Genomic DNA, 21,377 nt, shown 5'->3' with positions numbered 1-21,377 from the left:
TGAGATGATCATATCATAATCTTCCGGGAACCCACCAATCTGAAGCGGAATATCAGCCCGGGTGGACCGTAACATTTTACACTGCGTTGATATTTGACGCGGCCTCTGGTATTTTGGCAGGAATGGAGTTAGGATGTGTTCATGGAAACCACCCCGAAGAAAGAGGACAGATAGATATGAAACCGTTCCGCATTCGCCTGACATTAATTATGATGATCCTGATCGGTATTTCGATGATCGGTGCGGGTCTGACGATGGCCAAGCTCTTCCGCGATTCCCATGTCGGAGCGTTGGAGGAGAATATGCTGCGAGAGATTCATCTGCTCTCCGGCACCATGCCGTTCGTCGATATGAATGGAGAAGACGCCTTAAGCTATTATACGGAGCAGGCTGAACGCATCGCTGCGCTCGCAGATTCACGGGTGACCTTTATTACCAAAGACGGCCGTGTCATCGGTGATTCCGAGAAGAATCCGCTGGAGATGGACAATCACTCGAACCGTGAGGAGGAGCGGCTGGCCGCCAAGGAAGGCGTAGGGCGGGCGATCCGCTACAGTGATACGCTCGACCGCGAAATGCTGTACGTGGCCGGAGCGGTAACATCGGAGGAGGGCTTCGACGGCTACATCCGTATGTCGATGGGACTGGATGCGGTGACGGAGGGGCTGGGGAAGGCCTGGGCCGTTATGGCCGGCGGGCTTGTACTGCTGTTCATTGCGGCAACCTTCGTCAGCTACAAGGTGGCGTCCAGCATGACCTCTCCCCTGGAGCAGATCACGCGTGTGGCCCGGCGCATTACCGATCTGGATTATGATGCCAGAGTGACGGTGCAGCGCAAGGATGAGGTCGGCCAGCTGGCGATTGCAATCAATGCGATGGCCGACAGCCTGCAGGCCCAGCTCAAAACCATCCGCGACAACGAGGATTTGCTGCAGAGCGTGCTCGACAATATGACGGGCGGCATTGTTATGATCAATGAGCTCGAAGAGATCGCCCTGCTGAACCGTGCGGCCGAGAAGCTGCTGAATGTGCAGAACAGCGAGATGGCCGGACGGTCCTATAAGGAGCTGAAGCATCATTATGAGATCTCCCGGCTGATTGAAGAGGGCGTCTCCAACAGGGAAGCGATTCATGACGAGCGGAGCATTTACAATCCGACCGAGCGGATTGTCCGGCTGGACGGGGTGCCGATGGTGCAGGACGGCTCATATCGCGGCATGCTGTTTCTGCTGCAGGAGGTTACGGAAATCCGCCGTTTGGAAAAAATGCGCAGTGAGTTCGTAGCCAACGTCTCTCATGAGCTCAAGACACCGGTGGCGGCAGTCAAAGGCTTCGCCGAGACGCTCCTTGGCGGAGGCGTAACCGATGAGAAGACCGCCCGTTCCTTCCTGCAGATTATCTATGATGAGAATGAACGGCTGAACCGCCTGATCGGCGATATCCTGGACCTGTCCAAGATCGAGTCCAAACGCGTACAGCTCGACTGCTCACCGGTGCATCTGATTGATTTTATGAAATCGGTCCTGGAGACGCTGAGCAAGGTGGCTGAGAAGAAAAACATCAGCATCAGCATCGATGTACCGGATGAATTATTTATCGAAGCCGATGAAGACAAGCTGCGGCAGATCTTAATCAACCTGCTCTCCAATGCCATTAATTACACTCATGAAGGCGGCAATGTCAGAGTGTCGGCGAAGACCAGCCAGAAGGCCGACGGCACGGAAACGGTAATCTTTAACGTCAGCGATACCGGAATCGGCATTCCGCGCAAGGACCTGCCGCGGATTTTTGAACGCTTTTACCGTGTCGACAAGGCGAGGTCGCGGGGCTCCGGCGGTACGGGCCTCGGTCTCTCCATTGTGAAGCATCTGGTCGATATGCACCACGGCTCGATTACGGTGGAGAGCGATCTGGGATTGGGCAGCTCCTTTATTATTGAACTGCCGGTGCTGCAGGAACCGCAATAAGAGCATACAGTGTCCGCCGTTTAGGAAGATGCCCTGTCGCCGGGAGCCGGGCGGCAATGCTCTCCGCCTCATACCCATAGAAGTAAGCAGCCGTTGTCAGCCTGTCACCCAGGCGCTACTATTAAGCTGAGAACAAATCCTTTTTAATGGGGATAAGATTTTACACCAAGTTAACATTATGGTGATATGATGGGCTTGGCTCTATTTCGGTTGATCTTTAAGTGCATACAGGGTTATCGTAACTACAGGGAATGTTTGGACTTCCAGCCGCTGTTGTCTCCAGATTTCTTTAATTCTATCGCTTTAAGCGGTAGAAATCTGGTGACAGCCGATGCTTTCTATGCTAGCTTTCCTCTGGAAAGCTTTCAGGCGGACGCTAACGCTCCTCCAGTTCCAAACTTCCCCTCCGCACTTCCACCCTCGATATGTAAATGTAAAGCTCGACCTCTATAGGTTTGTTAAATTGTAAATTTAAACACAAGAAAGACGGGGGGAACTATGGCACAACGATTGCTTGTCATTGAAGACGAACCGACGCTGGCCCGGCTGCTGTCCTACAATCTGACGCAGGAAGGATACGAAGTGACGGTTGAGGATCATGGAACGGCAGGGTACGACCGTGCGACTAGAGAACCTTTTGACCTGATCGTGCTGGATCTGATGCTGCCGGGGATGAACGGAATTGATATTCTCGATAAGCTGCGGGGGCAAGGGATTCTTACGCCGGTCATCGTGCTGACCGCCAAGAACGCAGAAGAGGATGTCGTCCGGGGGCTGAAATCCGGAGCCGACGATTATATTACCAAGCCCTTCGGTGTTTCCGAGCTGCTGGCAAGGGTAAGCGCGGTGCTGCGGCGGATTACGGGAGTGACCGAAGAGATCCAGCCGGAGACAGCGGCCTCCTCCTCGACGATTATTTTGGGGCAGCTGGAGATTTATCCTGAACGTTATGAGGTTTCGCTCGGCGGACAGAGCATCAACCTGCGGCCCAAAGAATTTGAAGTACTGCTGTACCTGGCCCGCAAGCCGGGCGTAGTGCTCACGCGCGACGACCTGATGAACGCGGTGTGGGGCTTTGATTATATCGGCGGGCAGCGCACGGTGGATGTGCATGTCAGTTCTCTGCGCAAGAAGCTGGAGCTTGATCCGGAATCGGTCCATATTGATTCCATCCGCGGCGTCGGCTATAAGCTGGTAGTCAACAAGAAAAGAACGCCTGTCATTTAATATGACGGTGTTCTTTTTGTTTAACCTTCCGTTAACGTTGCGTTGACACTCCCTTTACAATTCTTTGTTATGATTTTTAGATGAATGTACACGCCCTTTCCTTGTATTATCCCGGATAAGAGCAATGGGGTATAGGAATGCTAGGTAAGGGGTTATTTTACACTTCATTAACAATTCTCCTCAACCGGATTTACAGTGAACGCTTATGATGGGGTACGAAGATGATGAGAAGGAGACACTAATACGAATGAAATCCATCATTGACATAGAGAAGCTGGATCTCTACTATGAATCTTTTCACGCGCTGAAAGCTATGGATCTGCAAATTCCCGAGAAGCAGGTAACTGCATTCATCGGCCCGTCCGGCTGCGGGAAATCCACTTTGCTGCGCACGCTGAACCGCATGAACGACATGATTCCCGGAACCCGCATTGAAGGAAGCGTAACCATCGGCGGCAAAAATATTTACAGCGACGAAGTGGAAGTGGAAAGCCTGCGCAAGCAGGTCGGTATGGTCTTTCAACAGCCCAACCCGTTTCCGAAGTCGATTTATGACAATGTTGCTTATGGCCCGCGCCTGCACGGCACCCGCTCCAAGGCGGAGCTGGATGTGCTGGTCGAGCAAAGTCTGCGCCAGGCCGCGCTGTGGGAAGAAGTGAAGGATTTCCTCAAGAAATCCGCACTCAGCCTCTCCGGCGGACAGCAGCAGCGTCTGTGTATTGCCAGAGCACTGGCTGTACAGCCGGATATTCTGCTCATGGATGAGGCCACCTCGGCGCTTGATCCCGTCTCCACACTGAAGATTGAAGAATTGGTGCAGGAGCTGCGCAGCGAGTATACGATTGTCATGGTCACGCATAATATGCATCAGGCTGCCCGTGTGTCGGGCCGCACCGTCTTCTTCCTGAATGGCGTTATTGTAGAAGCGGCAGATACGGAGCAGCTGTTCGCCAATCCGAAGGATTCACGCACGGAAGATTATATTTCGGGACGCTTTGGCTAAGCCATCATCCGTTCCTGTGAATAACAGCCTGACGATATGTTTTGGAGGAGGATCGGTTACAATATGATTCGCAGAAAAGAGTTCGATAAAGACCTGGAGGAACTGCGCAGTACCCTGCAGCAGATGGGCGAGCATGTAACGGATGCTCTGGGAGGCGCCATCGTGGCGCTGCAGACTCTGGACACGGCCCGTGCCCAGGAGATCGTCAAGGCAGATTTGACGCTCAATGCAATGGAAGACAAAATCATGGATATCGGCTCCCGGCTCATCATTACCCAGCAGCCTGTGGCCAAGGATTTGCGCCGGATTATCGTCGCCTTCAAAATCTCCAGCGATCTGGAGCGGATGGGCGATCTGGCGCTTGACGTTGCCAAGGTCACCATGCGTATTCAGGGCCAGCAGCTGATCAAGCCGCTGGTGGATATTCCGCGTATGGCTGAAATTGTTAACAAGATGATCGACGAAGCCATCCAGGCTTACCTGGATGAGAACACCGATCTGGCCTACAAAATGGCCCAGGACGACGATCAGGTCGACCATCTGTACAGCGGCATGATCAATGAGCTGTACACGAACCTGGTAGCCCATCCGGATGCGCTGTCGCAGACGATGTTGCTGACCCTGGTCGGCCGCTACATCGAGCGGATCGCTGACCACGCCACTAACATCGGCGAGAGCGTTGTATATTTGGTAACAGGCAAGCGTCCGGATTTGAATCAGTAAAATGAAGATGTAATAGCGGCGGCAGCAGGAATTCCGAAAGGAATCCTGCTGTTTTTTTCTGCGGAATGAGGTTTAAGGACATTCTGCTTGGACAACCTGCATTTAATAGAAGCTTTGTTTCATTTTCGTGCGCTTCGGTTCGTTTTGGACAAGCCGTATGGTAAGATGTAAGGGAGTAAGCAAGAAAAAGGCGAGGTGCTACAGTGGACAAGTTGATCCTTATAGATGGAAATAATATTATTTACCGCGCGTTCTTTGCGATGCCGCCGCTGACGAATTCAGCCGGGCAGCAGACCAACGCCGTATACGGCTTTACGACCATGCTGCTGCGTTTGATTGAAGAACATAAACCCAGCCACCTGATTGTGGCATTCGACGCCGGCAAGATTACCTTCCGGCATGAAGGATATGAAGACTATAAGGGCGGGCGCCAGAAGACGCCGCCGGAGCTGTCCGAGCAGTTCCCGCTGCTGAAGGATCTGCTGCGCGACCTCGGCGTGCCCCAATTCGAGATTAACGGCTATGAAGCCGACGATATCATCGGCAGCATTTCGCGCATTGCGGATGCGGACGGCCGCGAGGTCATGATCGTGTCCGGGGACAAGGACATGCTGCAGCTGGCGTCCGAGCATACGACCATTGCGCTGGTCCGCAAGGGCGTTACGGAGGTTGAGCTGTACGGTCCACAGCAGATCCGCGAGAAATACGATCTTACGCCGGAGCAGATCATCGACCTCAAGGGCCTGATGGGCGATGCCAGCGACAACATTCCCGGTGTGCCGGGGGTGGGCGAGAAGACGGCGCTGAAGCTGCTGCACCAGTTCGGTTCCGTGGAAGGCGTACTGGCCGGAACGGGTGAGCTGAAGGGCAAGATGAAGGAGAAGCTGGAGGAGCATGCCGACAGCGCGGTCATGAGCAAGAAGCTGGCGACGATCTACCGCGAGGTTCCGCTGGAGCACGCCTGGGAGGATATGGTGTTCAGCGGCATCAAGTCTGATACCGCCGGTCCGGCTCTGGCGAAGCTGGAGTTCAAATCGCTGCTGGAGCGTCTGTCGCTGAGCGCCCATGCTGCAGCTGTGCCGGGCGAAGATGGGGACGGCGCTCCGGTACAGGAAATGGCTGAGCTCAATATCGTCATCGTCTCTGAGGCAGACTTTGAGGCGCTGAATGCGGATCTGTCCGGTATAACGGCGCTGCATGTGGAATCGAGCGGGGAGAATCCGCATCACGCCGAGGTTGTCGGCCTCGGATTGTCTTCGGCCGAGCGGCATTATTATGTGCCGTTTGAGCTGCTGAAGTCGCCAGGAGCGGCTTCTCTGCGGGATTGGCTGGCCGATCCCGAGATCCCGAAGAGCGGCTTCGATCTGCACCGGGCCGACCTGGCACTGCATTGGCAGGGCATCGCTTTTGCCGGCGCACACAGCGATGTGCATCTGGCCGCCTACCTGCTGGACCCGACGGAAGCCGGACAGGAGCTGAGCGATCTGGCCGCGAAATACGGCCTGCCGCGCCTGGCTGTGAATGAAGAGGTCTTCGGCAAGGGCGCCAAGTACAAGGTGCCCGAGCTGGAGGTTGCAGGTAGACATATCGCCCGCAAGAGCGCGGCGGTAGCGGAGATTGTGAAGAAACAGCAGGCGGAGCTGGAAGCGGCGGCGATGACCGGGCTGTTCTATGATCTGGAAATGCCGCTGTCCCGCATCCTGGCCGATATGGAGAAGCAGGGCATCGTCGCCAACCGCGAAGAGCTGAAAGAGCTGGGCAAGGAATTTGAACAGCAGATCGCAGCGCTGGTGGCGGAGATTTACGATATCTGCGGCACGGAATTTAACCTCAATTCGCCGAAGCAGCTCGGTGAGATTCTGTTCGTGAAGCTGGGGCTTCCGGTCGTCAAGAAGACGAAGACCGGCTACTCCACCGATGCGGAAGTGCTGGAGAAGCTGGCTCCCTACCATGATGTGGTCCGCCTCATTCTCCAGTACCGCACCATTGCCAAGCTGCAGTCCACTTATGTTGAAGGGCTGCTGAAGGAAATTTCGGAAGAGACCGGCAAGGTGCATACCTATTACCGGCAGACCATTGCGGCAACAGGCCGCCTGAGCAGCCAGTTCCCGAACCTGCAGAACATTCCGATCCGTCTGGAGGAAGGGCGGAAGATCCGCAAGGTGTTCGTTCCCTCAGAGCCGGGCTGGTCAATTCTGGCTGCGGATTATTCGCAGATCGAGCTGCGTGTGCTGGCGCATATTTCTGACGATGAACGGCTGAAGGAAGCTTTTGTCCATGATATGGATATCCATACCAAGACGGCGATGGACGTGTTCGGTGTCTCGGCTGAACAGGTGGACAGCAATATGCGCCGTTCGGCCAAAGCGGTTAACTTCGGCATTGTCTACGGCATCAGCGATTACGGGCTGTCGCAGAATTTGAACATTCCGCGCAAGGAAGCGGCACAATTTATCGAGCAGTATTTCGAGATCTTCCAGGGCGTACGCCGCTACATGGATGAGATTGTGGTGGAAGCGCGCAAGCAAGGCTATGTCACGACACTCCTGGAACGCCGCCGCTATCTGCCGGAGATCAACGCGAAGAACTTCAATCTGCGTTCCTTCGCCGAGCGTACGGCGATGAACACGCCGATCCAGGGAACGGCCGCCGATATTATCAAGCTGGCAATGGTTCAGATGGATCAGGCGCTTTATGACCGCAAGCTAAAGAGCCGGATGCTGCTGCAGGTGCATGACGAACTGGTCTTCGAGGTGCCGGCGGATGAGTTGGAGCTGATGAAGAAGCTGGTGCCGGAAGTAATGGAAGGTGCGCTTAAGCTGTCGGTTCCACTGAAGGCGGAGGTAAGTTATGGCAGCAACTGGTACGAAGCGAAATAGCCTCCCCGCTGGCCGCCATAATCCGGTATAATGGGGTAGAGGTGAAGCACAATGCCGGAATTACCGGAAGTAGAGACTGTCAAGAGAACACTGAACGGTCTCATTGCAGGAAAACAAATTCTTAACGTTACCGTCCGGCTGCCGCGGATTATCCAGCGGCCGGATGATATTCAGGCTTTTGCCTATATGCTGCAAGGTCACAAGTTTATGCAAGTCGAGCGCCGCGGCAAGTTCCTGCGGTTCATTCTGGACGGTCTGGTCATGGTCTCCCATCTGCGGATGGAAGGCCGATACGGAGTATATCCAAGCACGGACCCTCTGGACAAGCATACGCATGTTATTTTCCATTTCACGGACGGCACGGAGCTGCGTTATACCGATGTGCGCCAGTTCGGTACGATGCATCTGTTCCAGCCGGGCGAGGACCTGGCTCTCCCGCCGCTTAATAAGCTGGGACTCGAGCCGCTGGACGATTCTTTTACGGCGGACCGGTTCAAGGCGCTTGTCGCCGGCAAGAGCACGAAGATCAAGCCGCTGCTGCTTAACCAGGAATATGTCGTCGGCATCGGGAATATTTATGTGGATGAGTCACTGCACCGTGCCGGTATTCATCCGGAAGAGACGGCCAAGTCGCTGACCGCAGAGCAGCTGGACAAGCTGCATGTGGCGATTGTCGCAACGCTGTCGGAAGCTGTGGATGCCGGCGGCTCCTCCATTAAATCATATGTCAATGGACAGGGTGAAAGCGGCCGCTTCCAGCAGGAATTACTGATCTATGGCCGGAAGAACCAGCCCTGCGCTACCTGCGGCACCATGATTGAGAAGTCGGTCGTCGGCGGCCGGGGCACCCATTATTGTCCAAGCTGTCAGCCGGCACCTGCGGGTGTTCTGAATAACACTGCTTCCGCCGGAGTGTAAGGGAATACAACTTGTTATGCCCGACCCTTGCCGTTCATTCTTTGCAAAATCCACGCACCCTCCGCCTGCTCCGCCCATATACTGGGTGAAGACTGCTTGAATCAGGCGGAAGCGGAGCCTTGGCGAAAGAGGATTTCCCTGCCTTGGCTGCCGGTTCTTTACAGGAGGGATTGCGGGTGCTCAGCCCACTGTTTTCACTGTTGCTGCTGGCGTTTGCACTGAGTTTGGACGGTTTTGGTGTCGGCATTACATACGGTTTACGCAAAATGAAAATACCGCTGCTCTCGATTCTGATTATCTCGCTTTGCTCGGGGATCGTCGTAGGCGTGTCGATGCAGGTTGGCGTTCTGCTCGCCAAGGTGGTCTCTCCGGATGCCGCGTCCATTGTTGGAGCGGTTATTCTCGTCTTGATGGGTTGTTGGTCACTCGTGCAGATGCTGATGCAGCGGGAGCGTGAAGGCGAAGGGGAAGACCTGGGCAGGGGCGGCGCACAGGAAGATGCTTCTACTGCGGCAGTGTGGGCGGGGGAGGCAGCCTTGCCGGATGTGCAAGAAGAGGAAGCGCCGAAGCCGGCGGTCTTCTCACTGGAGCTGCGGCATTTGGGAATCGTCATTCAGATTCTCCGAACGCCGTCGTCGGCTGACCTGGACGCTTCGGGCAGCATTTCCCCGGTAGAGGCCATGGTGCTGGGCATCGCGCTCTCGCTGGACGCATTCGGCGCAGGCCTCGGCGCCGCGCTGCTCGGCTTCAGCCCCGTCGCAACCTCGCTGATGATCGCTCTTTTCAGCGGAAGCTTTCTGCTCCTCGGGATGAAGACCGGGCTGAAGCTGTCCGGGAGCTTCTGGACGAAGCATGCCGCCGCGCTGCCTGCGTTATTATTGATTGCAATGGGAATAATGAAGCTGTTATGAGGTGAGTACATGATTATTGGCTTAACCGGGGGGATTGCCTCCGGTAAAAGCACGGTCTCCGCACTGCTGGCGGCGAAGGGAGCAAGACTGGTCGATGCCGATGTCATTGCCAGGGAAGTCATGCTCCCCGGACATCCGGTGCTGGCCGCAGCCGTACAGCAGTTCGGCAGCGGCATCCTGCAGCCGGACGGCACGCTGGACCGGGCCAGGCTTGGCGAAATTGTCTTCAAGGACCCGGAAGCGTTGGCACAGCTCAACGGGCTGACGCATCCGGCGATCCGCAAGGAGATCAAGCGGCAGATGTACGTCTATGAAGAGGAAGATCCGCAGCGGCTGGTTGTTGTGGATATTCCTTTACTATATGAGTCAGAACTGGACAACCTGTTTACGCAAATTATAGTGGTATATGTGCCGCGAGCTGTTCAACTGGAACGGCTGCTGCAGCGCAGCGGATTGACGAGGGAGCAGGCCGAAGGAAGGCTGAATGCCCAGATGGATATTGAGGCCAAGCGTAAGAGAGCCGACTACGTCATTGACAACAGCGGGGCGATTGCGGAAACGGAGCGGCAGGTAGCTGAATTGTGGGACAGGCTGGGATTGCCATGTTGAAATGGCTGCGCCGCAAAAGAGTGCTTCTCCTGCTGTTCCTGGGCTTTACCGCAGTGCTGTTCCTGAGCACCAACTGGATGACCTGGTTTTATCCGATTCATTATAAAAGTGAAATCCGCCAGCACAGCGATACTTACGAAATGGACCCCTTTCTCGTCGCCTCGATCATTCGGGTCGAAACCAACTTTAAGACCGGCCGTGAATCGAAGAAAGGTGCGATCGGCTTGATGCAGCTGATGCCGGATACCGCCAAATGGGCCTTGGAAAAGGCCAAGCTGCCGGATGTGTCACTGGAGGAGCTGAAGGAGGAGCCGTCGGCTAATATTGAACTGGGTACCTGGTACCTCTCCTCGCTCTCCAGGCAGTTTGAAGGCAACCGTACGGCTGTAATCGCCGCTTACAACGCCGGTCCCGGCAAAGTGAAGAGCTGGCTGGATGAAGGCGCCTGGGACGGTACGGAAGCTGCAGTGAAGGATATTCCGTTCGGCGAGACCCGCCATTATGTACAGCGTGTAATTTACTACTATAATCAGTACACGGAGATTTACAATGAGTTCTAGCTCCGGGCTTGGCCATAATAAAGAAGCACTAACCGTCCATAAGGCCGGTTAATGCTTCTTAGGCAAGCTTTAGGGGACAGGTTATCTAACGAATTGACCTGCCAGTTGTTGTTCAGCCAGGGTTACCAGGCGTTTGGTGATGTAACCACCGATCGAACCGTTTTCGTAAGAAGTTTTATTGCCTTGGTATCCGTCCGGGGAAAGAGTAATCCCGAGTTCCTGGGCTACCTCATATTTCAACTGTTCCAAGGCGCCGCGAGCGTTAGTAACTACAAGGTTATTGGAGCTGTTATTGTTCTGTGCCATTGTTGTTCACCTCCTATCGGTTGGTAACTGTATTATGTACCGAACCTCGCGGAATCATTACAACAATTAATCGGTGAATTTTGGAAATCAGAATATGCAGGAATTTAGAATAAGAAGGAAGTGATGAAGCTTATGAAATGCCCTTATTGTGACCACACAAATACTAAGGTGCTGGACTCCCGTCCTGCCAACGAAAATAAGTCCATCCGGCGCCGGCGGGAATGTGAGCGCTGCAGCAGGCGGTTTACCACCTTTGAAATGATTGAGGAAACCCCGCTGATTGTGATCAAAAAGGACGGCAGCCGCGAGGAATTCAGCCGCGACAAAATCCTGCGCGGTCTGATCCGCGCCTGCGAGAAGCGTCCGGTGTCTGTGGAACGGCTGGAGTCCATCGTCTCCGAGGTGGAAAAGACGCTGCGCGGTGTCGCCCTGGCCGAAATTGAGAGCCGGGAGATCGGCGAACTGGTTATGGAACAGCTCTATCCGGTGGACGAGGTGGCCTATGTACGTTTTGCGTCCGTGTATCGTCAATTCAAGGACATCAATATGTTTATGAAGGAGCTCAAGGGCCTGCTCTCCAAGAATGACGGTGAGATTGAAGGGTTGTAAGCGGTTAGATGGTGTCGTCAGCGCGGCGTAGGTGAGGTAGGCTACGCCGCGCAGGGGCTTCCCGCAAGGGAACCGTGAGTTGAGTAGCTAATTTAACTTTACATAATTCAAAGGATGGAGGAGCAGAATAAAGGGGCGGAATGAGAAAAGTGAGAAGATGAATGTTTTTTTGCGAAAGTGTTGACAAATGTCCTGATATTCGGTAATATATAAAAGTCGCCTCTGGTAATAAGCTTTACACGATTCCGGAACGTACATAACGGGGCCATAGCTCAGCTGGGAGAGCGCATCGCTGGCAGCGATGAGGTCAGGGGTTCGATCCCCCTTGGCTCCACCAAATTTCATATGGACTCTTAGCTCAGTTGGTAGAGCAGTAGACTCTTAATCTATTTGTCCAGGGTTCGAGCCCCTGAGAGTCCATCCTAAAGAACGGCAGAGATGCCGTTCTTTTGTTAGTTCTGAAGCATATCTTTCCGAGTATTTCTTATTTAAGGTTTAAAATTAATGAATCTGGCATAATCTATAATTGATTGTTGATTTAGTGTTGATTTGTTGCTGCAATTTTGGAGTATCCGAGTGGTGAGACTGTACGTATTAGTGAGGCGGCGAAGTCCTATCAAGTGCGCATGCAAGCTGCTGCGGAGACAGAATCGGCAGATGAACTACGCTTCATAACCGACAAACTTAGTGCCTACGAAGAAAAGTATGGTCCAATTGAACATTTAATGAATAAGAGTGATTCCGGGGAACTCGTTACTTCTGATGAGGATATTGATTTAGATGTGTGGACCTATTTGCTTAAAAGGAAACAGGAACTGATTGGCTGAGTTTACGAAGGAAGTTTTTCACTTCCAATCCCGGCAATATCAAAAACGTACATCCGGAAATCGTTTTTGATGTCACGCAAGATCACCCGTGCATATAATCCCAAGTTTACCATCAAACTAAACGGTTGGGATTCTTACTTGAAATGCGAAGAGCATGGTGATAAGCGAGGGAACTTGCAGGCTTTTTTCTATAACTGGTATAACAAAGATCATTCACTAATAATGAAGTTTCATAATCATACGCATGAGAAATATCCTGATGCTGCTGATGAGGTTACTGAGTTCGATCCGGTTCACCTCCAATTTCCGTTAGTTGGGGTACCACTTTTGCACCGGGTGTCATTGCCGATCACCAACGGATTGACAAAGTGAAGCTTGTAGTCGATTGCCTCAACCCCTATATCTGATTGTTCGGACCTCACGGACCTTATCTTCTTGTAACGGGCATATTAGAAGTGCTAACGGCTTATTGTCCTCCTCCAGGGAGAATTTCACGAGGTTACAGGCAAATAGCGGCAACTGGTCCGTAAGAAGGGCTAAGCGGATTTATTGCGGGAAATAAGGGCTCCTCAGTCCGAAACCCATTAAGCGGCCCGCTGGCTGTAGTAACAGAGTTCATCTGCTCGACCCAAAAGCATTACAAGCTCCTAGTCCAACCAGGTTCTCCGAATCGGCTTCTATTTACAAACCAACGGTCGGTATGTATCGCGGAGAATATAGTTTTTGAAGGAAATAAGGTTCCTTGGAGACAAGGCTTTAGACCATGGCCGAAAATTTAGTTTGACAAACGGTGTGGAAAAAAGATATACTATTCAAGTATCTTTTAGAGATTACAAATCATACATTACATTGATACGGACTCTTAGCTCAGTTGGTAGAGCAGTAGACTCTTAATCTATTTGTCCAGGGTTCGAGCCCCTGAGAGTCCATCCTTAAACAAGAACGGCAGAGATGCCGTTCTTTTGTTGTTATTGTATGGAATCTATTGTATGGGATTTTTTGAATCGAGTCCGGGTGTCTATACCCGCAGCAAGCCCCGGAAACCTCTGGCTGCATAATAAGACTCTGCACCGTTGTGATATACAAACACTTTTCCATACCGGTAATCGCCGAAGATTGCACCGCTGTGTTCACGGATATCGGCAGGAGTTCTGAGCCAGCTTGATGTTTTCTGATCGAACGGTCCAAGCTGCTGCAGCTCCCGGTACTGCTCTTCCGTCAGGACCTCAATGCCCATTTCTGCCGCCATTTCCAGAGCGCTGTTGTCTGGCTTGTTCTGCTTCCTGGAGTTCAGGGCTTCCCCGTCGTAACAGACACTTCTGCGGCCCTTAGGGCTTTCCGCCGAACAGTCACAGAAAATAAATTCGCCCGTTTCTTCATCAAAGCCAATAACATCCGGCTCTCCTCCGGTAATCTCCATCTGGTGGATGGACCACAGCTTGCCGTTATCCGCATCCTCCAGCTTCAGCTGTACTTGAGTCCAGTTATATGCCGGGTGGCGCTTCGTGTTTTTCTCAAAACGGGCTTTCAGTATGCCAAGCAGTTCTTCGCTCTGTTCAACTGTAAGTTCACTTGTTTTTGCCAAAATCAAGACCTCCTCGGGTTATTCATTGCTGTGTTCCGCCATGGCTAATTTTATCATTACAATCTCCTCCCGGCAAAAAAAGGCTTCTTCTTTCCATAACTTACGAGGGGTCAGGCTGATCCGCAGATCATTCCCGAGCCTGCTCCGAGATAATAACCAAGAGAGCCGTGCATAAGCACGACTCTCCGGGCAATTGCCGTAATGAAGTGAAAGGGACTTCAGTGGATTTACATAAAATCATTCAGCACCACCGAGTAAATATCCTCGGTTAAATGCAGAGCCCCGTCGTAGCCGACATAAGACTTGCTCAGCACCAGCTGATTGGCGATAGGCGCCGAAATGGACAGCTGATAGGCATTCAAATCACGGGCTACCGCCCGCTCCCAGGAGCTGCCGAGGATCAGCGGGCGGCTTCTAAGCTTCAGCTTCCGCAGCTCTTCCTCAACATACCCTCCATCGTTGGAGAATACCGTCTCCGCCACAATTTCGTTTGTGTATTTCGTGAACTCGGCCGCAACATTGGCCTGATGCTTTGGAGGTGTATCCTCGGTAATGAATTGCTTCTCGGGAATTAGTCCCAGATCATTGGTCAGGAACCTTGAGATTCCCAGCGTATACAGGCTGTCTCCGACTGTAGAGAACCGTCTTGGCAGCAGCCGGGTCTCCAGCAGGCTGTCGGCAGCCCGCTCCAGATAATAGTAATACCGGTTCTCTTCCCTCTGGATGACCTTCTCCACGATGGACCGGTCAATACCGGCGAAGTCTCCAACTGTTCTAAGGAAGGTGGAGGTCTCCGTCGGACCGATCGGGAGCACCGGGTAATGCAGAAATGGCGTGCAGAACCTTTCCTGGAGATGCTCGGCGGCCCGTAAACCGGCCCAGGGAGAGACGACGAGGTTGAACTGGGCTTTGGGAATATCACGGACGGCTTCAATGCTGCTGTCCGGGCCGAAGATGGTATTCGGCTTCAGTCCGATGGCCGCCAGCAGTTTACTTAGCTGCTCAATATCTCCGGTCCAAAACGTATTCTGGTAAGGAACCACCGACCAGAGATTGACCAGCCCGGGCTCAATCTGCGGCTGCGGCTCCAGATATTGCTCGATGATGGCGTCCAGGACCAGCTCATGGCCGATCAGATTGCTGCCTTTGAATCCTCCGGTCTCGACATATACGATGGGCTTCCCGCTCTTCTTGAATTTGCGGGCGACTTCGCCGATATCGTCGCCGATAATATCCGAGGTGCAGCCTGTCAGGACGACGAACAGATCACCGTCCATGACGTTGAATGTATTGGCAATCACCTTGCGCAGCTGATCTGTGCCGCCGAATACGACTTCATTCTCGGAAGCATTCGTGCAGGGAATGGCATGCCCTCCGACATAACCGGAGCCCTGATGGCCATTCTGTGTTCCCAGTGTAGTCATCAGCTTGGAGACGCAGCCGGGTCCGGAATGGACGATCGGAACGGCACGCTTGATCGCCAGCACCGATTCGAAGGCCCCCAGGGCGCATACATGCCGGATCTGCTCAACGCACTGTGACATATTCATCGCTCTCGCTTTCCAGGAAGGTGAACGGCTCTTGTTCAAACCACCAGTCGGTATAAGGGAGCTTGATGCGCTGCGACAGGTTCTTGGCCAGACTGTTGTTCGTCAGCGCATCGATAATCCGTTCGCCGAAATCGAGTGTCCCCTGGTAGCCGAAGGCACTGTATTCGTCGCTGATCATAATCGTGGGAATACCCAGCTTCGTTGCCCATACCGACTGGCCCGGATGTCTGCCGACATACAGATCGGGCTGGACTTTTCTCAGCAGGTTGATGATTTCATGGTTCTGCTGGTCGCTGACGCTGACCGGAATATCCTTCTCTTTCTCCGCCAGATCAAGGGTGCAGGAAGGGCAGCCCCCGTGATCGTGCTTGGCATCATAATGCCAGGAGAAGCCCCAGACGACATCCATCCCGAAGTCCTCCAGCAGCCGGATATAATTATGCGCAAAGCTCGGCCCCATGCCGACGACCACGCGCTTGCCCTGCAGCTTGCGCTTGATCTCGGCCAGCTCCCCGGCGACCAGCTCCTTCTGCGCCGCCAGATACGCTTCCACCTCTTGCTGCTTGCCTACGGTCTCCCCAAGCTTGCGCAACCAATCGTCAAAGCCGGCGATGCCGTGCGGCTGGAGCGCGGTAACATAAGGCACACCAAACTTCTGCTCCAGACCGTTGCCCATATATCCGCCCAGCGTTCCACAGATGCTGATCGTGGCGGCGGCCTCTGACCAATGTTCCAGCTGGCTGATTGAGCTGAACGGAATGCCGAACTGCGGCACCAGCCCGAGATGCCCGAATATTTCCGCGACCGCATCCCGGCCGCTGGCATAGAAATTGATGACGTTGACCAGCTCGGGCCGCTTCTCCTGCGGGGTCTGGACGATCCGCGTCAGCAGCGCATGGAAGGCCGCATCGAAGCCCGAGGCCCAGATCTGGGAGCGGAAGCCGTCGCAGAAGACAGGGACGACCGGAATGCCCAGCTCGGCTTCGGTGTCCTTCAAAGCGCGCTCCACGTCATCCCCGATGATGCCGGAAGCACAGGAGGTGGTGACGAAGATCGCCTTGGGATGAAATCGTTCATAGGCTGTGCGCACGGCATCCTGCAGGATTTTTTCGCCGCCGAAGACGACGGCATTCTCGGACATATTGGTATTGACGATCCGGACATTCCGCTTATGCTCCTGGCCGCGGATATGCTGGCCCCACTGATAGACGGAGTTGGAGCCAGCCACGTCTCCGGCGCAGCCGACAGGTCCGTGGTTGACGATGGCAGCGTCAACGATGGAAGAGAGGTAGCCCTGGGCGCAGCCGGAATTGCAATTGGTGGCCTGGCTGAAGCCGCGGCCTGCGTTCTTCAGGCAGCCGCTGCGGGACTTATCGGCAAGATCCTTGATCGTTCCCTGGTAGCCGACGATGGATTTCAGGCGTTTCTCCCGGATGATGGCCTGCGATCTGTTCAGATTAATAGGCAAGATTGCATTCCTCCTAAAAGTTTTGTTAGCATAAGCTTCATTGGGATGCTTCGGCAAAACTCGCTTCGAAAGCGTAAACTAAGTTTTGTTAGCGTAAGCTTCAGTGGGGTGCTTCGGCAAAACTCGCTTCGAAAGCGTAAATGTTTGTCAGTGAAGCTTTGAGGCTTCCTTCCATACCAGAAAGTGCTTTTTCAGTCTGGCGAACAGCCGGTTGATGAGGATGCCCAGCACAGTGATGAACAGCACGATACCGTACATCAGCGGCAGATCATAGCGTGCGGTAGAGTTAATGTAATACCAGCCGAGTCCTGTGCTGGCCCCGATCACCTCCGAGGCAATAATCATAAAGAACGAGAGCTGGGCGGCGAATTCAATTCCGATGAAGATATTGGGGATGGTGTACGGCATAATCACCTTGGTGAACAGCTCCCTGCGGGTCGAGCCCATCGAGCGTGCCGCCCGCAGCAGGCCCAGATCGATGTCCTTGGCTCCGGCCATGGTGTTGAACAGCACCGGCCAGAGTGCGGACCAGAAGATGACCACAACCTTCTCAGCGGTGCCGATGCCGAAGAAGATCATGAAGATCGGAATGATCGCGAAGGGGTTCAGCTTCTCGCAGGCCCGCAGGAAGGGCAGCAGTGCTTTTTCTGCCGTATTGAAGAAGGTTCCCAGCAGAAATCCGAGCGGAATGCCGATGATTAGCGACAGACTGAACCCCAGCAGCACCCGGTAGAGGCTGATCAGCGTCTGCTCCCACAGGATACCGGAAGCGGCAGACTTGGATATGGCCGCGATTGCATCGCTGGGAGGGGAAATAACGCCTTCCGGAATGATCCGGGCACCGGCTTCCCAGAAGATAAAGAACAGCAGGACCGGAATGCTGCCGATGCCGATACGCTTCAACTTGCCTGCAATGGAGCTCATGGAATCCGTTTCCTCCTCCTATTCTTGAGATTTGAGCAGTCAGGCTGCCGCTTTCTGCTGTGCTTCTGGAGCCTGCCGCCAATAGAGGACGGAGCTCTCCAGATATTCCAGCACATAATTGAGCGCCAGACCCACCCCGGCAACCATGACCGCACCCAGGTAAATCCGTTCGATAAAGCCCATACTCTGGGCATTATGGATCATCCAGCCCAGCCCGGAATCGGCGCCCATGCTCTCCGACCCTATCAGCATAAAGAAGCTCATATTTAGCCCTGTCCGCAGACCGGTGAGGAGCGTCGGCGATGCAGCAGGCAGAACGATTTTGACGAAAATCTCCAGCTTGCCCGCGTTCATCGATTTGGCCGAGCGGATCAGCAGCGGATCGACATGCTCTATGCCGGCAATGGTGGTGAACAGGATCGGCCAGAACGACGACCAGAAGATAACCGTGTAGATGCCTCCTTCGCCAATGCCGATGATGATGACAAATACGGGGAATAGAATGAATGGCGGAATGCTGGAGAGAAAGCGGGTCAGCGGCTGAAGGAACACGGCCAGCTTCGGAAAGGCTCCGGCCAGGATGAAACCTCCAGGCAGTGCAATAACCGTCGCCAGGGCAAAGCCTACGAATACTCTTTTCAGACTTATGGAGATGTAGAGCAGAATGTTCGTCAGGCCCAGGTCAACTCCGGCTGACACGATCCGCGAGAATGGCGGGACAAATACATCGCTGACCAGACCGAGACGGGGAGCAATCTCCCATATAATCAGGAGCAGGAGGAACAGGTAATAGCTTAGCAATGTCCGGTGAACCGTGCCGATGACCTTCATCTGTAACGGAGCCTCCTTTATTGAGGTGTCTGCGTCTGCAGCACCTTCTCCTCATCCTCGACCACGCCGAACTCAATCAGCAGCTGCTCCAGTTCGTCCATACTGATCGGTGTAGGGATGGTCAGCTTGTCGTTGTGGTAGATTTTCTCGGCCAGCTGGCGGTATTCTTCGGCCTGCGGATGCTCCGGATTGTATTGCGTGACGGTCATCCTCCTCAGCTCGGCATGCTGCACCACGTTATTGCGCGGCACAAAATGGATCATCTTCGTGTTAAGCCGCCGCGCCAGCTCGCTGATCAGCTCATGCTCACGGTCCACATTGCGGCTGTTGCAGATCAGGCCGCCCAGGCGGACACCGCCGCTGTGCGCGTATTTCAGGATTCCGCGGGCGATATTGTTGGCGGCATACATCGCCATCATCTCACCGGAGCAGACAATGTAGATCTCCTGCGCTTTGTTCTCGCGGATCGGCATGGCGAACCCGCCGCAGACGACATCCCCCAGAACATCATAGGAGACAAAATCAACATTCTCGTATGCGCCATTCTCCTCCAGAAAATTGATGGAGGTAATGATCCCCCGGCCGGCGCAGCCTACTCCCGGCTCCGGACCGCCCGATTCCACGCAGAGGATGCTTCCGAAGCCGGGGGCGATGACGTCCGCCAGCTCAAGGTTGTCAACGCTCCCGCGTTTGGCGGCGAGATCAAGCACCGCCTGCTGCGCTTTGGTGTTCAGGATGAGGCGTGTGGAGTCGGCTTTGGGGTCGCAGCCCACGATCATAATCCGCTGGCCGAAGTTAACCGCCAGCTGAGCCAGGGTGTTTTGCGAAGTCGTGGACTTTCCGATGCCGCCTTTGCCGTAAAATGCGATTTGTCTCAGTTTCTTGGTCATATTCTGTTTGCCCTCACTTTTGGTTAGATTGATAGCGGTGATACCGCCGGTTCCGCTGCGGACAGCACTCAGCTCTCGTCGAATTCAGTCGTGATCAGGTCGCTGATCTGCAGTTGGTCCTTCTTGAGCGCTCCCGATACGACGAGATCGTCAATCCACGGCTGGATCAGCTTATCCTGGAAGCCTTTGCCGGTGTAGTAGTAATGCACGGCATTGACCGGTTGGCCGATATAATCGCCGGTCAGCTTGATGGCTTCTTCCTCGTTCTGCGGATTAACGATCCAGGCCTGGGCTTTCTTAACCGCGTTGACAAAGCCTTGGACCGCTTCGGGATTGTCCGCAATGAACTGTTCCGTGAAGTAGTAAAAGGTAGTACCAGCCGCTTCACCAAGTCCCGTGTCCGCCGTATCGAACACTTCAATCAGACCGGAGTCACTGGCCAGCTTGTAGAAGGGAGGGTGAACGCCGACGATATCAATATTACCCTGCTCGTTGGCCTGCAAGGCGGCCGTATCGCTCTCAAAGGCGACGAACTTGATCTGACCGCGGTCAAAGCCGAGATGGTCGAATGCATGGGTGGCGATAAAAGTAGTGCAGCTCGGCACGGTGCCGTTAATCGTGATTTTCTCCCCGTTCTTCTTCTGGATAAGCTCCTCCAGCGAGGACACACCCAGCTTTGGGCTGACATAATACTTCATGTGGTGGTACTTGTCATCGACTTCGGGCGTCGGCTCAGACCCTCCGATTGTGACCCCCTTGATTTTTGCACCGCCGGCGATGTAGGTTGCGATATTGTTGACATGGGCCGTGGAGACATTGTTCGTGCCGTTCAGGATAGAAGGCAGTATCTGAGCGGTGGTCAGCTCGCCCGTATACTCGATATTGATTCCTTCTTCGGCGAAAAAGCCCTTCTTCTCGGCGATAACCCATGGCGTAGAGGAGCAGTTCACCTTGGTATCGGTCTTAATGGTGTACACCTTCTTGCCTGATTTAGCAGCGTCAAAGCCCTCGCTCTTCAAGCTCTGCAAGCCTGCGGCGCCTTGAATGCCGAGCCCTTTTTTTGTCTGGCCCAGGTAACTGCCCACGCCGATGCCACCAGCCGCCAGGATGGCGGCTACAGATAAAATAACCAGTTTCTTTTTGCCGCGTGCCATGAGTAAACCTCCTTTAAATTCATGATTATACAAAATAATACAATCTAAGCTGCGCTGAACCGCCCTGTCGCATCACCTGCCCCGGGATCAAATAATAAAAAGAGACCAGGCGCTCTTCCGGAAAGGAAGCGCCTAGTCTCCAGCTAACTGGTCAACTGCGTTAATCCGATAATTCTTATGAGATTTATGGATCAAAGCTTAACTTAGTGTTTTGATTTTTGTCAACGCATGAATGTACACAAAACAGCAAGTTCGAAAAATTGTAACTTTTACCCAGCTGATTTTTAGGACCGGTGATTATATGTCAATTCTTTCCTGAGTTCAACCTTGGGATTGTTAATTTCATCGTTGACAGGATGTGGAGGGCGATCTATAATACGTGAAAGCATATGGGAATAATAGGATAATGACACGGCAGACCGGAAATCCGGAAGCC

20 protein-coding genes and 3 tRNA genes are annotated in these 21,377 nt (G+C 53.7%); 15 read left to right on the top strand and 8 right to left on the bottom strand.

Features of this window, described 5'->3' with window-relative positions; translation table 11 throughout:
• The first annotated feature begins 176 nt into the window (after positions 1-176).
• From pnpS to F1379_RS05320, 9 genes are all read left to right on the top strand, one after another.
• Positions 177-1,967, top strand: a complete 1,791-nt coding sequence (gene pnpS, locus F1379_RS05360) for a two-component system histidine kinase PnpS (protein ID WP_150267150.1) — start codon at positions 177-179, stop codon at positions 1,965-1,967.
• 498 nt (positions 1,968-2,465) lie between these two features.
• Entirely contained in the window at positions 2,466-3,194 is a 729-nt protein-coding gene (locus F1379_RS05355) for a response regulator transcription factor (protein ID WP_150267148.1), read from the top strand.
• A gap of 247 nt (positions 3,195-3,441) precedes the next feature.
• Positions 3,442-4,197: a phosphate ABC transporter ATP-binding protein PstB gene (pstB, locus tag F1379_RS05350; protein ID WP_239004565.1), complete on the top strand. Its 756-nt coding sequence runs from the start codon at positions 3,442-3,444 to the stop codon at positions 4,195-4,197.
• A 63-nt stretch (positions 4,198-4,260) separates the two neighbouring features.
• On the top strand, positions 4,261-4,920 hold the full coding sequence (gene phoU / locus F1379_RS05345; protein WP_150267146.1) for a phosphate signaling complex protein PhoU: 660 nt from the start codon (positions 4,261-4,263) through the stop codon (positions 4,918-4,920).
• A 203-nt stretch (positions 4,921-5,123) separates the two neighbouring features.
• A complete protein-coding gene (gene polA, locus F1379_RS05340; RefSeq protein WP_150267143.1) occupies positions 5,124-7,799 on the top strand; it encodes a DNA polymerase I in 2,676 nt (891 codons plus the stop codon).
• Positions 7,800-7,850: 51 nt separating this feature from the next.
• Positions 7,851-8,717, top strand: a complete 867-nt coding sequence (gene mutM, locus F1379_RS05335) for a DNA-formamidopyrimidine glycosylase (protein WP_150267141.1) — start codon at positions 7,851-7,853, stop codon at positions 8,715-8,717.
• 176 nt (positions 8,718-8,893) lie between these two features.
• Positions 8,894-9,628 carry a manganese efflux pump gene (locus F1379_RS05330; RefSeq protein ID WP_150267139.1) on the top strand — a complete coding sequence of 245 codons (735 nt, stop codon included), beginning with the start codon at positions 8,894-8,896 and terminating at the stop codon, positions 9,626-9,628.
• A gap of 9 nt (positions 9,629-9,637) precedes the next feature.
• On the top strand, positions 9,638-10,237 hold the full coding sequence (gene coaE / locus F1379_RS05325) for a dephospho-CoA kinase (RefSeq protein ID WP_150267137.1): 600 nt from the start codon (positions 9,638-9,640) through the stop codon (positions 10,235-10,237).
• The gene (locus F1379_RS05320) at positions 10,234-10,797 is read left to right on the top strand and encodes a lytic transglycosylase domain-containing protein (RefSeq protein WP_150267398.1); all 564 of its coding nucleotides are present in this window, start codon (positions 10,234-10,236) and stop codon (positions 10,795-10,797) included. Before coaE ends, F1379_RS05320 begins: the two co-directional genes overlap by 4 nt.
• An 81-nt stretch (positions 10,798-10,878) precedes the next feature.
• On the opposite strand, the gene F1379_RS05315 is transcribed toward F1379_RS05320, so the two are convergent.
• The gene (locus F1379_RS05315) at positions 10,879-11,103 is read right to left on the bottom strand and encodes an alpha/beta-type small acid-soluble spore protein (RefSeq protein WP_150267134.1); all 225 of its coding nucleotides are present in this window, start codon (positions 11,101-11,103) and stop codon (positions 10,879-10,881) included.
• 132 nt (positions 11,104-11,235) lie between these two features.
• Between F1379_RS05315 and nrdR the strand changes: the two genes are divergently transcribed.
• The 6 genes from nrdR (at position 11,236) to F1379_RS05285 (ending at position 13,468) form a co-directional block, all read left to right on the top strand.
• Entirely contained in the window at positions 11,236-11,712 is a 477-nt protein-coding gene (gene nrdR, locus F1379_RS05310; RefSeq protein ID WP_150267395.1) for a transcriptional regulator NrdR, read from the top strand.
• A 261-nt stretch (positions 11,713-11,973) separates the two neighbouring features.
• Positions 11,974-12,049: transfer RNA gene (locus tag F1379_RS05305), tRNA-Ala, on the top strand.
• 10 nt (positions 12,050-12,059) lie between these two features.
• Positions 12,060-12,132 (top strand) — tRNA-Lys (locus F1379_RS05300).
• A gap of 200 nt (positions 12,133-12,332) precedes the next feature.
• Positions 12,333-12,539, top strand: coding sequence for a hypothetical protein (locus F1379_RS05295; RefSeq protein WP_150267131.1), 207 nt, complete (start codon positions 12,333-12,335; stop codon positions 12,537-12,539).
• Between the two features lie 69 nt (positions 12,540-12,608).
• A complete protein-coding gene (locus tag F1379_RS05290; protein ID WP_150267129.1) occupies positions 12,609-12,911 on the top strand; it encodes a hypothetical protein in 303 nt (100 codons plus the stop codon).
• Positions 12,912-13,395: 484 nt separating this feature from the next.
• Positions 13,396-13,468 (top strand) — tRNA-Lys (locus tag F1379_RS05285).
• Between the two features lie 89 nt (positions 13,469-13,557).
• Here F1379_RS05285 and F1379_RS05280 read toward each other — a convergent pair.
• From F1379_RS05280 to F1379_RS05250, 7 genes are all read right to left on the bottom strand, one after another.
• On the bottom strand, positions 13,558-14,127 hold the full coding sequence (locus F1379_RS05280) for a DUF4256 domain-containing protein (RefSeq protein ID WP_150267393.1): 570 nt from the start codon (positions 14,125-14,127) through the stop codon (positions 13,558-13,560).
• Positions 14,128-14,351: 224 nt separating this feature from the next.
• Positions 14,352-15,668, bottom strand: a complete 1,317-nt coding sequence (locus F1379_RS05275; RefSeq protein WP_150267127.1) for a nitrogenase component 1 — start codon at positions 15,666-15,668, stop codon at positions 14,352-14,354.
• A complete protein-coding gene (locus F1379_RS05270; protein WP_150267125.1) occupies positions 15,652-17,142 on the bottom strand; it encodes a nitrogenase component 1 in 1,491 nt (496 codons plus the stop codon). Before F1379_RS05270 ends, F1379_RS05275 begins: the two co-directional genes overlap by 17 nt.
• Positions 17,143-17,289: 147 nt before the next feature.
• Positions 17,290-18,066: an ABC transporter permease gene (locus F1379_RS05265; RefSeq protein ID WP_150267123.1), complete on the bottom strand. Its 777-nt coding sequence runs from the start codon at positions 18,064-18,066 to the stop codon at positions 17,290-17,292.
• A 39-nt stretch (positions 18,067-18,105) separates the two neighbouring features.
• The gene (locus F1379_RS05260) at positions 18,106-18,897 is read right to left on the bottom strand and encodes an ABC transporter permease (protein ID WP_150267121.1); all 792 of its coding nucleotides are present in this window, start codon (positions 18,895-18,897) and stop codon (positions 18,106-18,108) included.
• Positions 18,898-18,914: 17 nt separating this feature from the next.
• Positions 18,915-19,787, bottom strand: coding sequence for a nitrogenase iron protein (nifH, locus tag F1379_RS05255; RefSeq protein ID WP_150267119.1), 873 nt, complete (start codon positions 19,785-19,787; stop codon positions 18,915-18,917).
• Positions 19,788-19,855: 68 nt separating this feature from the next.
• Positions 19,856-20,941: an ABC transporter substrate-binding protein gene (locus tag F1379_RS05250; protein WP_150267117.1), complete on the bottom strand. Its 1,086-nt coding sequence runs from the start codon at positions 20,939-20,941 to the stop codon at positions 19,856-19,858.
• Between the last annotated feature and the right edge of the window lie 436 nt (positions 20,942-21,377).

Origin of the sequence: Paenibacillus tepidiphilus, from assembly GCF_008635795.1 — a bacterium.
Classification (GTDB): domain Bacteria; phylum Bacillota; class Bacilli; order Paenibacillales; family Paenibacillaceae; genus Paenibacillus_AQ; species Paenibacillus_AQ tepidiphilus.
Note: the sequence above shows the minus strand (reverse complement) of the source record. Positions and strands in the feature narration are given on the sequence as shown.